General features: G+C 37.2%; 15 protein-coding genes and 1 pseudogene. 2 read left to right on the plus strand and 14 right to left on the minus strand.

Annotated features, from left to right (window positions below; all coding sequences use genetic code 11):
• Positions 1-40: 40 nt before the first annotated feature.
• The 7 genes from IGL24_RS10930 to gloA2 all read right to left on the minus strand — a co-directional run bounded on the left by IGL24_RS10930 (position 41) and on the right by gloA2 (position 5,202).
• The gene (locus tag IGL24_RS10930) at positions 41-706 is read right to left on the minus strand and encodes an ABC transporter ATP-binding protein (RefSeq protein WP_207115885.1); all 666 of its coding nucleotides are present in this window, start codon (positions 704-706) and stop codon (positions 41-43) included.
• Positions 699-1,961, minus strand: a complete 1,263-nt coding sequence (locus IGL24_RS10935) for a hypothetical protein (RefSeq protein WP_207700314.1) — start codon at positions 1,959-1,961, stop codon at positions 699-701. The genes IGL24_RS10930 and IGL24_RS10935 overlap by 8 nt, the downstream gene beginning before the upstream one ends.
• Positions 1,948-2,889 carry an ABC transporter permease gene (locus IGL24_RS10940; RefSeq protein ID WP_429968449.1) on the minus strand — a complete coding sequence of 314 codons (942 nt, stop codon included), beginning with the start codon at positions 2,887-2,889 and terminating at the stop codon, positions 1,948-1,950. The genes IGL24_RS10935 and IGL24_RS10940 overlap by 14 nt, the downstream gene beginning before the upstream one ends.
• Positions 2,890-3,338: 449 nt before the next feature.
• On the minus strand, positions 3,339-3,908 hold the full coding sequence (locus tag IGL24_RS10945) for a GNAT family N-acetyltransferase (RefSeq protein WP_206853965.1): 570 nt from the start codon (positions 3,906-3,908) through the stop codon (positions 3,339-3,341).
• A 53-nt stretch (positions 3,909-3,961) separates the two neighbouring features.
• Positions 3,962-4,141 (minus strand): hypothetical protein, encoded by a 180-nt coding sequence (locus tag IGL24_RS10950; protein ID WP_019723704.1) that lies wholly within the window; start codon positions 4,139-4,141, stop codon positions 3,962-3,964.
• 80 nt (positions 4,142-4,221) lie between these two features.
• The gene (locus tag IGL24_RS10955; protein WP_206853967.1) at positions 4,222-4,731 is read right to left on the minus strand and encodes a hypothetical protein; all 510 of its coding nucleotides are present in this window, start codon (positions 4,729-4,731) and stop codon (positions 4,222-4,224) included.
• A gap of 90 nt (positions 4,732-4,821) precedes the next feature.
• Complete coding sequence (gloA2, locus tag IGL24_RS10960) at positions 4,822-5,202, minus strand: SMU1112c/YaeR family gloxylase I-like metalloprotein (protein ID WP_206853970.1); 381 nt, start codon at positions 5,200-5,202, stop codon at positions 4,822-4,824.
• Positions 5,203-5,485: 283 nt separating this feature from the next.
• On the opposite strand from gloA2, the gene pnuC reads away from it, so the two are divergent.
• A complete protein-coding gene (gene pnuC / locus IGL24_RS10965; protein WP_206853973.1) occupies positions 5,486-6,232 on the plus strand; it encodes a nicotinamide riboside transporter PnuC in 747 nt (248 codons plus the stop codon).
• A gap of 133 nt (positions 6,233-6,365) precedes the next feature.
• Here the strand turns inward: pnuC and IGL24_RS10970 are convergent, their stop codons facing one another.
• The 6 genes and pseudogenes from IGL24_RS10970 to IGL24_RS10995 form a co-directional block, all read right to left on the minus strand.
• Complete coding sequence (locus IGL24_RS10970; RefSeq protein ID WP_207700316.1) at positions 6,366-7,634, minus strand: hypothetical protein; 1,269 nt, start codon at positions 7,632-7,634, stop codon at positions 6,366-6,368.
• Between the two features lie 154 nt (positions 7,635-7,788).
• A complete protein-coding gene (gene pcp, locus IGL24_RS10975; protein WP_206853976.1) occupies positions 7,789-8,433 on the minus strand; it encodes a pyroglutamyl-peptidase I in 645 nt (214 codons plus the stop codon).
• 251 nt (positions 8,434-8,684) lie between these two features.
• Positions 8,685-9,627: pseudogene (locus IGL24_RS10980) on the minus strand (DUF979 domain-containing protein).
• 1 nt (position 9,628) lies between these two features.
• On the minus strand, positions 9,629-10,315 hold the full coding sequence (locus IGL24_RS10985; RefSeq protein WP_104776690.1) for a DUF969 domain-containing protein: 687 nt from the start codon (positions 10,313-10,315) through the stop codon (positions 9,629-9,631).
• A 297-nt stretch (positions 10,316-10,612) separates the two neighbouring features.
• Positions 10,613-11,401, minus strand: a complete 789-nt coding sequence (locus IGL24_RS10990; protein ID WP_206853981.1) for a TraX family protein — start codon at positions 11,399-11,401, stop codon at positions 10,613-10,615.
• Between the two features lie 252 nt (positions 11,402-11,653).
• Positions 11,654-13,078: a basic amino acid/polyamine antiporter gene (locus IGL24_RS10995; protein ID WP_206853984.1), complete on the minus strand. Its 1,425-nt coding sequence runs from the start codon at positions 13,076-13,078 to the stop codon at positions 11,654-11,656.
• 210 nt (positions 13,079-13,288) lie between these two features.
• On the opposite strand from IGL24_RS10995, the gene nrdI reads away from it, so the two are divergent.
• On the plus strand, positions 13,289-13,738 hold the full coding sequence (gene nrdI, locus IGL24_RS11000; RefSeq protein WP_206853986.1) for a class Ib ribonucleoside-diphosphate reductase assembly flavoprotein NrdI: 450 nt from the start codon (positions 13,289-13,291) through the stop codon (positions 13,736-13,738).
• Positions 13,739-13,775: 37 nt separating this feature from the next.
• On the opposite strand, the gene IGL24_RS11005 is transcribed toward nrdI, so the two are convergent.
• Positions 13,776-15,749, minus strand: coding sequence for a glucose PTS transporter subunit IIA (locus IGL24_RS11005; protein WP_207700317.1), 1,974 nt, complete (start codon positions 15,747-15,749; stop codon positions 13,776-13,778).
• Positions 15,750-15,757: the final 8 nt, after the last annotated feature.

Here is a 15,757-nt window from a genome sequence, read left to right on the forward strand (position 1 = left end):
AATCACACTCGTTCATCATTATTTATCATAGTATCGTTTCTTACTTTTTTAAAAGCTTTTTATCTTGTAATGTATATATTTCGTCACAAATATTAGCTACGGAAAAATCGTGTGTTACCATAATAAAACTAGTTCTTGTTAATTCAATTCTCTGAAAGATATTTAAAACCATCGATTCAGTTTCAGCATCTAAAGAACCTGTGGGCTCATCCGCTAAGATCAGCTTAGGTTCCGTAATAAGTGCTCGTGCAATTCCCACTCTTTGCTTTTCCCCTCCAGATAGATAGAAAGGATTTTCTAACAATAAATCCTCAATAGCTAAACTTTGGGAAACAGCCTGAACTTTTTGGTCAATTATTTTCTTTTCGATTCCTAAATATTTTAAAGGTAAAGCAATATTATCAAATACATTTTTACTCTCGATCATAGGATTATTCTGGAAAATAAATCCAATATTATTTAAGCGATTGGCGCTCAACTCATTCGCACTCATTTTTCTAAGGTTTTTATCTTCAAAGAATATATTTCCTGTATCTGCTTTGATAAGACCAGCAATCAATTTTAATAAAGTGGTTTTACCACTCCCGCTTTTCCCCATGATCGCTATTTTTTGCCCCTCGTTTAGATCCAAATTCAGGTGTTGAAATAATTCTTTCTTATTCCGGCCATCTCTTATTTTAAGGGAAACATCCTGTATACTAATCATTTGTAATTCTCCATTTTCTAAGAATGATAGTTGATATTAAAAAGAATAAAAAAAGTAAAAGTAAGGACAAGCTGAGTAAACGAATAAAGAGACCAAGTGTCACTTCCCCTAAATAGTTAGCTAAAATTAAACTTACACATAGAACAAAGGATAAAAGCAATATTTTTTCTCCCATGATATAATTACGAATTTCTTTTTTTGTCGCTCCAAACAACAAATGTAATTGGTATATTCTTTTATCTCGATACATTTCTAAACAACAAAAAACAATAGTTATCAACACTAATATAATTATTGAAAAAGAGACAACTAATTTTAGTAATTCATTGTTTTTAGTGATTGTAAATAAGAGTGACGATAAATGAAATCCTGATTCACCTATTAAATCGACTGTCCCCACTTCATATGTCGCAGAAATATCATTTACTAACTTATAAACTTTTTCCTGAGAGAACGATTCTGGAACTTGAAAGTAGCCATTGATCCCATTTAGAAAATGTTTTTGAAAAAATGAAAATTCTTCTTCACTGATTTTTTGAGGTGCATGTTCGATAAATGGCAAAATCATATAATGGTCTAGCACATAGTCTTCGTACTCGTTAAAAGTAATCCTTTCTCCTTTTTCAACGAAACCAATGACCTCTGCCTCAAATTCTTTAAAAAGATAAGATAGCTGTATGTTATCTCCCATAGAAAAATGATCGGAGTAACTATCCCCTAAGATAACTGAGATTTTCCCACTACTATATTGATAATCATCCTGAGAAAAAGAATCTCCAGTGGCTAGTCTAAGCTTGAAGCGTTTCAACGCATGATCGTTTATCTGTAAAGATTTGAAAGGGATCTCTTCTTTACCCAAACTTCGATCAAAACCAACAATTTGCTCGTAATTTTCGATAAAATGAGTTGGTAAATCTTTATCCTGCAAATAATTGATACTTTGACTACTCACTATCTGATAGTTTCCTATTTGGCTGTCCATTAATTCTTTGTACATAGCATTCAGATAATTAACGCTCTGAAGATTCTTTAAAAAGTTTTCTTCTTTTTCCCCAATAAGCGTGTCTACCAACTTAAAGGTTTTTGTGTTTCCTACAGACAGCCTATGCTCTTCATTATGATTCTCTTGAAACATGACAGTTGAAATAGATAGTGTCAAAAATGAAAATAGTAAAAACAGTCCATAAAAGAATAGCAAATACTTTTTTCTTTTTACAGATTCAAGAACCTCTACTATAAGATTATTTAATTTCATCGATGTTCCTCCAATTCCGTATAAAAAGAAAACTAAACAGAAGGACTGAACATCCCACGATAAGCATTTGCGAAGAAATATAACTAACAACAAATATAGTTATCGAATCATAAATGGACTGTTTGAACGGTAAATAGACTCCTCCAAAAACAAGAATACTCTCAATTACCCAGAAGAAGAATAAGTGTTTCACTTCTTCTAAGAGCACAGTATTTCTCGATATCCCTATCGTTTTTTTCAGCGATCTTGTCGACTGAGTTAATGTTAAATAAAACAAGACACACATCCCAATTGCTAATAAGCATAGTACTTGAAATGAATATCGCAACACTTGATTATTATTTTCTAAATTTTTCGCATTATAGGATCTGGTATCCTCCGAATAAGTAATAGCTGCTATACCATTCATCAACTCACTTTTTAGCTTTTCCATCGTTGCCTTATTAGAATTGATTTGATACACTCCATTGGTTTGATTTCCTTCTAATGAATTGATATTTACCAAAGCTGTTTTTGATAAATTTTTTGCATAGCGGCTATCTAAGATACCAATAACTTCGTATTCTTTTTCTTCAATATGTATAGTTCCTGTATCTGTATTTGCCAATCCTTCCCCAATGATTGCTCTGTTTTTTCCATCATAAAAATCCTCTCGCACAAAACTTCTGCCTTCAATCAGCGGAAGATACCAATCATAATTCGTATAAATAGCTTTAAAATAGAAGTTGCTTTCTAAATTTTTAACAACCAAAATATTTTTTTGATCCTCTAATAATTCTCGCCATTTTTCAGAATCTATCTTTTGGTTAGCGATGAGACGAACTGTGTCTTTAGAAGTAAAATGATTCGATACAAAATCTAAATTTCTTTGATTATAAACATAAAATAAAGAAAAAACATTTATCAAAGTAGCAATCAAAAATATCATATTTATAATGAAAAAGAGTATTTTTTTCAATTCGTTTTCCTCTTTTCTAAAAATCGATGTGTGAAAAATGGTTGCCCTACTATCGTATTTTTATCAGCTAGTTTTTCGCCAATCCCCCTTCTCCTTTCATTCATCCATCAAAAATCCCGAAACTGATCCAGTCGCTAGTACAGATTATGTACAATAAAAAAAGCCGAAGCTTATTGCATCTACTAAAACCAACGATCAAATCCTTTTCTCGGTCCGTGAAATTTTCCTAGTAAAAAATCTATACCAATCTTACTGTATCACATAAAAGAAATAATTTTTTACATTGATCAGAAATTACTGCTTTGGAGTCATAATCGTTCTTCCTGATTACCTGCTTCTAGCTGACAAAAAAGAACAACAAAAAAGGCTGTTTACGGATTTCGTACCAGCCTCTCTTTTCAAACGATTCATTTAAAAAATCACTCGACGATTTTCTTTTGCATATGATCATAAAGATGCCCACTGATCGTACGTTCGCCCACTACTTTGAAGCCATGACGTTCGTATAATTTTCTAGCTTGCGGGTTTTGCTTATCGCAGCTTAGTCCAATGGCATCGCGGTTTTGTTTTTTTACGATCGGAGGTAATGCTTCTAGCAAAGAGGAACCGATTCCTTGTCCTCTAAATTCTTCAGAAACACAGATCGAATCTAAATACCATTCATCAGGAAAGGTTTCTCTATCCGCAAACATTTCCACCTGTTCATAAATACCATGTTTTTGCAACACTTTCTCTAATGGTTGATCGATAAACGACTCTTCTTCGTCTGTATAACCATAAGCAATCCCTGCTACCTTGCCTTCTCGCTCGTCAACGATCCCTCTTGTATAGCTGTAGCGATAGTCTGGATCTGTGATTGCTTCTTCTAATATTTCCAATGTTTTTTCTTCTCCGTACTTTAAAAGAAAGGGTAGATCCATATCTTTCAAAATAACTAAAATAAGCGGAGCAATCGCTGCCGCATCTTCTTTTCTTGCATTACGAATCATTTCTGACACTCCTTTTTTTCATTCTAACACAATGAAATCTAAGAGCAAAACAGCTAATTTAGATAATCCTCGATTTTTTGTGTCACAAAGTACCCATTCGAAACGATTGTTTTCGCTTCAAAGCGGCAATAGGGACAAACGATCGGCATCTCTTTTTTTACGTGTTCTACGATATGGTTTACTTCTTCATAAGTGAATTTTTTTCCACAGTTTGGACAAATCATTTTTTGCATGATTTCCTCAATCCCTTCTTTTTTTTACACTTTTAGCTTACTCTTAACTACCAAAAAAGAGAAGTGAAACCCCTTCTCTTTTAAGCGCTGATCAACACGTCTTCTAAGTGATTCTTGCCATCTACGGCTATCCGATAATACAACTGACCACTTTTTGTTGTGATTTCCCAACTTTTTGCTTTTCCTTGCTGTTTTCCGACTTTATGGACCGCTTCTTTCATAGCAGTCTGCGGATGTTTCACTTGCTGGATCGTTTTTAAACTAAAGAATTGCCCTGGCTCTTTCTGACTTTCTTCCACAACTCTTGACTTTCCTGAGATTGGGTTCACTGTTACGACGCGATCAGGAGTATAAAAAATATACTCATACATTTTTTTGTTACTTTGTTCTTCCTTTAATTGGTTGAACTGGATACGGCTGACTTTCTCTTCTTGGTATTCGTCTCGTAAGATAGTCACTGCTTTTTGCAATGAAACTTGATATTCTTGGTCACTGATGTCATCAAAGGAAAAGTTTGCATCCAATAGTCCTAATAGAGCGGCTAAGCTGACAATGATGGCGATCGACGTTGCAATGATTATTTTTTTCATTCGATTCTCTCCCTGTTTTCTTTTTAGAATAGCAAGAATCATAAAAGAAAAAAATCGAATGAAAGGAAGAAAAAGTGACAAATTTGTTACCTATTCATGTAATTCGAGGGGCAAACCGTCTGGATCAAAAAAGAAGGTCATTTTTTCTCCTGTAAAGGTATCGATGCGGATCGGTTCAGTTTCAATGCCCAGTTTTTGCAATTCAGCTACGGTTTCTTCAATTCTTTCTACTTTGAATGCTAAGTGTCTCAAGCCGCAAGCTTCTGGATAACTTGGTCTTTTAGGTGCATTTTCAATGCCGAAAATCTCAAGCTCCATCTCACCTAATTTCAAATCTAATTTATAATCTCCACGGTCTTCTCGATAATTCTCACGGATAACCTCAAACCCTAATAAATCAACGTAAAAAGTGCGTGACTTTTGATAATCTGACACAATGATTGCGACATGGTGGATCGTTGTTAAATTCATCTCTACACTTCCAATCTCTTTGTTTCCTTTATCTTATCAGGACTTATAGGAAGAACAAAGATTTTTCTCCCTCAACACAAAAAAACAGGAGCCACATCGCGTGGCTTCCCCTGCTTTTTCATCGTTTGTAATGCAAATGTATTTTTTCAGAAAACAATCAAATCGAATAATAACATATATTTTTTTAAAATGAAAGACTAGAAATATTTTTTTAAAGGAATACAATAATTTGTGTTCAGAAAATAATAAAACACTATATATTGTGTTCCAAGGAGTTTTTTACATGCGTAATTATCTAAAATTTTTAACTCATCAATTGAAAGGCTGGCCTCAACAGAATTATTATTTATTCTACTTTAGTTTAGGATGCCAAGTGATGACTCTAGTCAATCAGCCAATCACTTGGTTAGCGATCATTACCTTTATCGGTACTAATTTAGGTGTATTATGTATTTTATCGATCAACGCCGCCAAATCAGTCAATGGTATCTTAGGGATACTTTCTGCTCTTTGTTTTATTATCGTTGGTTTTTCTGCTAAAAATTACTTGAGTATCGGTGAACAGATTGCCTATATGGTTACTTTAGATATCCCTGTATTGTTAAGTAAAGAATGGAACCATAATATGGCTTCTAAAATTCGACAATTTAGTGGAAAAAGTTGGTTGATCGCCATAGCTGGTACTATTTTGGTTTACTTGGCGTCTGGTTATTTGATTGGCACGTATACAGATGATCCTCGTCCTTGGATCGATGCGATTGCTTTTTCAATTAGTCTGTCTGCTGGTATCATTAGCTTCCTTCGCTACAACAACCAATATTATTGGTGGCTTGCTTCCGGTCTTGCACAAATGGTTCTCTGGTATGTCTCATATACTCATGGTTCTGCTAGTTTAGCGATGTTTATCAATAGCTCAGTTTACTTGATCAACGACTTATTAGCCTTTACTGTATCCCCTTGGTACAACAAAAAAGAAAGAGAACGAATGCAACGAATGGAAGCGGAATACTTTTCACATCATGTTTCTTGAGACTTGCACTAGAAATTAATTTGTTCTTTCAAAATCATTAGCAAAGCGAGAAAATCACCAAAAATAGATTGGGACTTTTCTCGCTTATTTCTAGGTATCGACACGTTATGATTCTCTCAATAGTTCGAGACCACTAGAACAATTCCTTGATCAACATTCTAGTCTCTTCATCCATCGTTTGTATCACTGATTCCAATTCTTGGAATTTTTTCAATGCAAGCTGTTGTTCTGAAGTAAATACATAGTTTGCTTGTCCATATGCTTCCATCAAAGAGCGGACGGATTGCTGTTTGAGTTTCTTTGCAAGTTCTTGCCATTCTATTTCTGACACTGTTTTTGTTGCAGCTTGCTGTTTTTCTTCACGTTCCTTGCGTAAAGTCTTTAGAAAACCATTCCTCATTACCCGAGGAATGCTATCGAAAAAACCAGTTGTAAAGCCATAACGTTGATATTGTTGCCAAACAAAATGATAAATTTGTGGTTGGATAAAACGTTGCTCTTTTGCTAATCGGTTAACATCCAAATGCTTTTCTTCCCTTGATCCTTCTCTTAGATCAGCAATAAACTTTTCAAAAAAAGCAACAGAAGGGTGGCTTGCTTCTTCAAATGAAACAGACGACCAATCTTTTTGGAGAAATAGTTGATAATTAGATAAGAAATTCTCAACATCTTTCGTCAATTCTTCTGAAAAGTCCTCAAACAATGTTTTTTTCCCAAGGAATTTTTTCGGCTTATCTTTCGTTTGATATCCCACCTGCTGGATATATTTTTCCATTGCTTGATAGTCTGCTAAATAAATCGGTAATTGCGCTTGGCGAAATTCAGCGATTCGTGTAGTCAGCTTTTTGTCGGGAAGAATGGGCTGTTTAAGGCGCCGATTATGATACAGCATCAAACAATATTCTTGCCAAAGGCGCTCTGGAAAAGCAATATTTTGTTGTTTTAGCCATAGGATCTCATCAAGTGCCAGATCCACTTTCGTCATCCCTTGATTAATAGATGCTGCAACTGTAGGACTAACATGTAAATGTTCAGCAAAATGATTGATTCCTAATTTTAGCTCTTTGCCCGTTTTCGACGAACGAACGATATATTGCACTTTCAATTCACGCCCACATTCACAATACAGTTTCTGTTGCCTTCTTGATGTACGAAAAAAAGGATTGATCTTGAAGTCAGAAAAAACCCAATCTGTAGCTGCCAAATAATTTTCTTCCAAAAAACGAGAATGGATCAAATAGCGGCGATGTTGATCAATGACGATTCGTTGCTCTTTCGTCAACCGCTCGTAGATTTCCCATCGTTGGCTACTTGTATACTGTTTTGAGATTTTTATTGGATAGTGTTGCTTGAGTTCTTTAGGAAACCACTCGTCAAAAATGACTTGCCAACTTTCATTCATCGCTTGCACCTGCTTTTCTAAATAGGGATGTAAAATAAATCAAAAGAGCAACAAAAAAGCCGAAAATAGTGTTTCGGCTTTTCGCTGTCTCATACGTGACATTTCTAAACTAGCGTTCAGTCGCATCAGCCACTTCTATTGATTCAACTTGCGATCAATGAGTTGTTCCTGCATTGCCTGAAATGTCTTCTTTGTTGTTTACTGCCGCTTCTACCGCATAAGTCAATGAAGATGCAATATCATCAAGTGACATCGCTGGTGTCCCTACAGGACGATCAATGACTTGATCTGGTGAAAATGGCACATGGATGAAGCCGCCACGAATCGTTGGGAATTCTGTTTCGATCAAGTGTAGCAATCGATACATGATGTCATTACAAACAAATGTACCGGCTGTATAAGAAATATAAGCTGGTAATCCATGTTCTTGTACATTTTTTGTCATTGCTTTGATCGGTAATGAGGTAAAGTAAGCAGCTGGTCCGTCTGCTTCTAATGGTGTATCAAAAGGTTGGTTGCCTTCGTTATCTGCAATACGTGCTTCTGCAAGATTGATTGCTACTCGTTCAAAAGAAATTGCTGAACGTCCCCCTGCTTGACCGACACAAATCACGATCTCAGGTTGATGTTCTTGGATGGCTTCTTTCACGACTTGCCCACTCTTACCAAAGACAGTGGGAACTTCCAATTTAATGATTTCTGCGCCGGCAATCTCAGACGGCATTTTTTTGACTGCTTCATAGGCAGGATTTACTTTATCTCCACCAAATGGATCAAAACCAGTTACGAGTACTTTCATGTTCCATTCCTCCATTATTCTATCAATTTAATACGTCATTTCATCATCAAAAGATTTACTCAACCAACAAACAAAAATTTGTTAGTTGTGACGCGATCCAGCACTTGGAATCATTCGTTCCTATTCGAATGGTTCAGTGTCTGTCCATTTTAACAAAAAATGGACAATATTGAAATGTTTTGATGTTCGGAAAAAGAATCAATCTTCTCCATATTTAACGGAAATCGTTGATTCTTTTTCGCTCAATAAACTTATTTAAATAAAATCATATATACGATTTGGAAAACGAGCATGAATACAGCAACAAACAATTGATTCTTGATCACGCCGTATTTATCTTTCATTTCCAACATTGCTACTGGTACCACATTAAAGTTGGCAGCCATTGGTGTTAGCAATGTTCCACAGAAACCACATGTCAATGCGACCATTCCGATCAGCGCTGGATTAGCTCCTTGACTAAAGACAAAAGGAGCACCGATACCTACTGTCATGACGGTGATTGCCGCAAAAGCATTCCCCATGATCACTGTAAATAGAACCATTCCTAACGCATAGATGATGATCCCAATATTGACATTCCCTTCAGGAACGATCGTACCGACAGCACTGGAGATCACTGTACCAACTCCTGCACTCGTGAAGACCGCACCAAGTGAAGCTCAACATACTTAAAGGACCAACTGTCCCTAACATGTCTGATGCATCATCTAAGAAGGTTGTTGGGCGGTTGTCTCTTGAAAAGAACATCAAGATCAGCATCGCTACGAATACCCCCACACCAACACCGACTAAAGCACCTAAATCAGTGAACAGGGCGAATAAAATGGCAAAGATCCCGATACTCAATGCGGGAATAAAGATTTTCATGCCTAACTTGTCTGACATCTTTTCCATATATTCTTTTGATGGCAAACGACTTGCACCCTTGCTCACCTTTTTCGTGATAGCTGGGATCGTCATCGCGAAAATCAATACCCCATTGGCAATTGGCGATATCCAACGACCAGCAGCAATCACGACACCCAAAACTGTCCAGAAAAAGGCAGAACCAAATCGATGAGGGTTACTTTTATCAAAAGCATTACGAAGACCTGTATAGATCAAAACTAGCCCCATCAAGATATATAAGATTTCTAATAATTTTTCACTTAGTAATACTTCAGAATTTGTAAAAAAGTCTAAAAAACCCATCTTATTTCTCCTTTCCTGGATAGTATTTCTTCGCTAATTTCTTTTCTTTTAAATAGAAATAGACACTCGCTACGATCAGCGCAGTGATTGCGACTGGTATTTGCACCAACGCCAACTGACCAAGGGTAACTTCGTAGCCTAAATCTTTCAATGTGGATTGAACCAATAAAGCACCCGCACCACCGATAAATAGCACTTGCCCAAAGAACCAGCAGATATTCTCCATTGCTGAAGACATCCCTTTTAATTCCTCTTCATGTTCAGGATTAACTGTTAATCCTTTTGATTCCACAGTACCTAACGCCATCGGCATGATGATTGGACGGACAAAGCCGGCTACACCACCGAAACTAACGTTGAAGGCTGCAAAGATCATTCGGAAAACACCATAAATATCGATGATCATTCCAGCTGATACCTTCTTGAAACGTTTGATCAACGTTGCAGCAGATTCCTTCAGACCATTGCGTTCTAACGTACCAGTTGCTAACATAATGATAATAAAAATTGCCATTCCTCGGTTATTTACAAAGCTTGTACCTAAAGTTTCTAGCATTCCTTCAAGTCCTAAACCACCAGTAAAAGCTGTCACGACTAACGCAACCATGACGATCAAAATCGAATCTAACTTGAAAGCAAAACCAAGAATAACAATCAGTACGCCTAAAAGGCTAAGATAATTTTCCATCCGTTTTCCTCCTAAAAATTACATGATATTTTTTCATTATAAAATAAAATCGACTGAAAATATAGAGAAATCTTACAAAAAAATTTTTATATTGCAAAAATTCTGTCAATTCTATAACAAAGAAGCCATTTTATGCGTACTCTACGGCTGTTCTCTTCCTTACACTACATAACGACCCTTTGTTATTGACTACTTAACTAAAATATAGTCATTAATATCGATCATAAAAATAAACGAGGAGACTACAAATAGTAAAAAACTATTTCTAATCACCTCGTTTGTTTCATTGAATATAGCTTAGTTGATCAAGGTATAGATCAAGTAAATGATCCATAGATGTATCGGATAGAACAAATAGAAGAAATACTTGTCAAATGCGCGTCCAGTCCCTCCTAGTTTTCCATTGTACAAAATAATGAACGGAATGACTGTTACCATCATGAATTCGTTATCGAACGTCAAAAACTGATACAATGATTGGTAATCAGGCATTTGTGTATAAGATAAGATAGCTAAGCAAAATAGAATCAGCGTATATACAAAAATACCTACTATCAATTTCCCGTGTTCTTTTTTCTCACGGAAGAAGTACATCAGCAACAACATCGGAACTAAATAAATGCCCCCTTCAGAAAAAGCCACAGTGATGAACATCAACACAAGTGCTGCTACTGAAAGTATTACCTTTCTCCAAATCGTCCCATTCATTATAGAAAGAACCCACATCAAGCAAAATAGTAAGAATAATGTCAAAAAGATATTATGTGGCCCTAAAAATAAAAAATAGTTTGGCTGATTATTGTACGAACTAATGTAATTTCCTGTTGCTAAATTATAGATAACATTTCCAATAGCCACTACAAAAGCCGCCATTCCTAATCGTTTTGCATATTGATATTTACTGTGCGTATACTTGAAACCTTCAACTAATAAAAACACAAATAATGGCGCAACGAAACGTCCTAACCATGAAACCCAACTAGGCAACCCTAATTGCATCCCGAAATAACTATTGATATGATCAACGACCATAAAGACAATCGCTATCCATTTCAATTGATAGCTCGTCAACCCTTTTACCCTCATATATTTCCTCCTTTTTTCTGTGACTCACAAAACAAGTATAGACAATCGTCTTATCTTTCGACCATCTTTCTCTCAATATTTTCCCTTACAAAATTGTTTGTTTGATCAATCATTACAATCGTCCTGAGAACGATCCTTCTTTTTATCCTTTTATCGGGTAACAGACACGAAAAAACATCTGAGAAATGACCATGATCTGGACAATCTCTCAGATGTTATTGAGTAAAACAAAAATAGTAACTTAACTTTGCTCTAAAGATGTAACACTCCAGTTGCAAATAATGCCGCTGCTACTATCCCAAAAATCGATACTAATGAAAGCAATAGATAATCAAGTTTTGTCTGTGGAGTAGCTTGTTGTTTTTCTTTTCTTGCTTTGAGATAAAACAAGATACCTGGTAAAAACAATACAAGAACGAGCATCACTTCATTGAAAGCGACAAATAACATCGCCCAAACTTGAAAAGCACTTGCTAATAGCCCAACAAAGAACTGGACCCACTCTTTTCTTTGATAAGAAAGTTTCATTTGATACAATCCTAAAAACAGCCATGTAAAGAAGATCGCTGCTGTTCCGAGTGTGTAAGCAAAGTTATAGGCACTATCGGTAAACAATAGAGAAAGTAAAAAAGCATTTGTACATATAGTCGTTAATACGATCGCATATGTTGGTGCCCCTTTTTTATTGACTTTCCCCCAGCGTGCCGGCAATAATCCGTCATCCGCCATATTGCGCATCGTTTCGATCGGTAGGATCGTCCAAGACAACCATACACCGACCAAGGAAATGATCAAGCCACCATTGATCACGATGGCGCCCCATTTACCAACCATCATCTCAAACACATAGCCCATCGCAGGTTGCGTTTGTATCGTCTGTAGTTCCTGCATCGACATCGTGCCATAAGGTAACATGGAAACTAACACATAGATAACAATCAAGCCAAAAATACCTAAAATCGTGGCTTTTCCAACATCTGATTTTTTCTTTGCTCGTGAACCAACAACAGAAGCTCCTTCGATCCCTACAAATACCCATAGCATCACCATGATACAACTGAGAATCTGTCCTGAGAAAGGAACCGGTTGTCCATTCGCATTCAAGATGATCTCACTTGAAAAATTATTGATAAATTGTTGCAGTGAGAAGGTACTGATTGCAACGATAATAAATAAAAACAGAGGGACTAACTTACAGATCGTCACGATTGCATTGACGTAACTTGCATTTTCGACGCCGCGATTGACAAGCCAAGCATATCCCCATAAAAAAATCGTACTGACAATGACTGAGGCAATATTTTGCCCGCCATCAAATATTGGAAAGAAGTAACCTAGCGCACTCATCAATAAAGTAGCAAAGGCCACATTTCCTAACCAACAAGTCAGCCAATACCCCCAACCACTGATAAATCCTGCAAATCGACCAAAACCAGCTTCGGCATAACTAAAAATACCACCTTCTAACTCTGGTCGTTTTTTATTGATATTATTGATTGACAACGAGAGCATCATCATGGCAGACCCAACTAACACCCAGCTGAATATTGCCGGGCCACCAGCCGATCCTGAGATGTCGGTCATAATACCGAAAACGCCACCTCCAATCGCCGACCCAATCACTAAGGCCGCTAACGGGATCAACCCAATACCTTTTCTCTGTTGCTCTGTGTCCATGTACCCATCCTCCAAAATAAAACGCTTTTATATGCAAAGTATAGCAAATCTTCGTTCCATTTATTTCTTTCAAAAAAATTCTAATTGAAATTTAATTGTAACTACTTTTTTCTAATTATACAAGGAAAGTGAATGCTCATTTCATTTTTCTTCCCTACCTAAGAAACAAAAAAATGCTATACTAGTTAAGAATGATTGGAGGACGAGATCATGAATATCTTATATATCTCAATTTCTGGTAATACCCGAGGATTCGTCAAAAAATTAGCGGCATTTGCTGCGGAACAGCATGACATAGATGCTTCACTTCCCTTAGTCGATTTGAAGGAGATCCATGAAAATAGCGACTTTGAAAAAGAAACTGAACCTTTTTTTACCTTTGTACCTACTTATTTAGAAGGAGGTAATGGCATCGATAGCGGTGATCAGGAGATTTTGACAGAGACTATGCGTGAATATTTGGAATACCAAGAAAATCATACGCTTTGTCTTGGTGTCATCGGTAGTGGGAACAAAAACTTTAATCATCAATATTGTTTGACAGCAAAACAATATGCTGAACAATTTGGCTTCCCTATGGTAGAAGACTATGAATTACGTGGTACACCAACAGATGTCGAAAGAATCTATCGGGCCTTAGTTGACCGTTATAAAGCATAACAAAAAGCGCAAAATCGAAAGGATTTTGCGCTTTTTGTTATTTCACACTTTCAACATCCATTACTGGTGTTTTTGCTTTTGCTTCACCTGTATGTGTCAAAACAAACGTATGGACATGTTCCATATTAGTCAATAGAACCATCATAGCGGTTTCTTTTCCGGCATCTTTGATCGCAGCTAGATCAACTTCGGCTAACAACGTATCTTTTGTGACAGTCTGTCCTTCACTCACTTTTATATCGAATGGGACTCCACCTAATTCAACCGTATTGATGCCCATATGCACCAAGATCTCTAACCCATCAGAAGTGGTCAATCCGATGGCATGTTTCGTTGGGAAAATCGAGCTGATGACCCCTGAAGTTGGGGCATAGATCTGACCGTTGATCGGTTCAACGAAATAACCTTCTCCCATCATCTTTTGAGCAAAAACAGGATCACTCGCCTGTTCGATTGGTTGCACCGTACCGTCCGCTACTGCATATAGTTGAACTGCTTGTGTTTGACTAGGCAAAACAGTCGAAGATTCGACATAATCAGAAGTTTCTTCTGCGATTTCTTCTTTCAGCAATTGTTCTTTTGGAATACCGAAAAAGAAAGTAGCTAAAAATCCGCCAGCATAAGCGGCCAATAACCCAAGAACGTAGCCAAACCATTTGCCATTTGAAATCAAAGGAATCAACGCTGCACCAGAAGGGCCAATGGCAATCGCACCAATATTTCCGATCAAACCGATCACCGCACCACCGATACCGCCTCCGATACAAGCAGTGATAAACGGACGGCCTAAAGGTAACGTTACACCGTAGATCAACGGTTCACCGATTCCTAAAATCCCAACAGGCAAAGCCCCTTTGATCATCTCAGTCAATTCTTTGTCTTTTTTACATCTAACCCATAATGCTAAAGCTGCCCCAACTTGTCCTGCACCTGCCATCGCCAAAATAGGTAATAGTAATGTATAGCCTGTTTGATCGATCATCTGTGCATGGATCGGAGTTAAAATCTGATGCAAACCAAACATCACCATTGGTAGGAACAATGTACCTAACACAAATCCGGAAAAGGCTCCGCCCACGCTAAGTACCCAATTGATTCCACCAACCATGCCATCTGAGATAAAGCCTGCTAATGGCATGATCAAGAATATCTCGATCAAACCAATCACGATCAATGAAAGGGTTGGTGTGACAATGATATCTACCGCATCGGGAACGATTTGGTGCAATTTCTTTTCGACGATCGAAAGCAACCAAACCGCAAAAATCACTCCAAGGATACCACCTTGTCCCGCAGCTAAGGGCTGACCAGTGAATAAGTTCGTTAAAGGCGCTTCTGGATTCATTCCCAACAACATAACAACCGCACCGATGACACCACCAAGCGTAGGAGTTGCGCCAAATACTTGAGCCGCATTGATCCCAGTGTAAATGACAAGATAACTAAACATCCCGTTTTTAAGAATGTTCATGATATCGATGTACTGTTGCCAAGTCGCACCATCAATTGTTCCAGCTGTTACGAGATTGGTCAATACCGCAGCAATCCCCGCAACGATCCCTGTACCAACGAAAGCTGGGATCATTGGGACAAATATATTAGAGATATCTTTTAAAACTGATTTGATTTTCGATGGCTTCTGTTTTGATTTTTGCGCATTTTTCATCGCTTGCGCCCGTTCATTGACTTTGTCTTTCCCTGATAAGCCAACAGAAGAATCAGGGGTTCCAGGGATTTTTTCTCCTAATTTTACACCAGCTTGATCCACCATTTCTTGTGCGACTTTGTTCACTTTTCCCGGTCCGATGATCACTTGTAACTGTTCATCCTCTACTACTCCCAGCACTCCTGGTATCGCTTTCAACTCTGATACATCAACAAGCGATTCATCGATGATCTTCATGCGAACTCGGGTCATACAATGGACAACGCTGTCTACATTGTCCATCCCACCTGCTCCAGCATAAATTTGTTTTGCCAGTTCTGCTAAAGTCAATTCATTTTTTCCCATTTCCACTT

Source organism: Enterococcus sp. DIV2371, from assembly GCF_050498525.1.
GTDB classification, from domain to species: domain Bacteria; phylum Bacillota; class Bacilli; order Lactobacillales; family Enterococcaceae; genus Enterococcus_B; species Enterococcus_B mangumiae.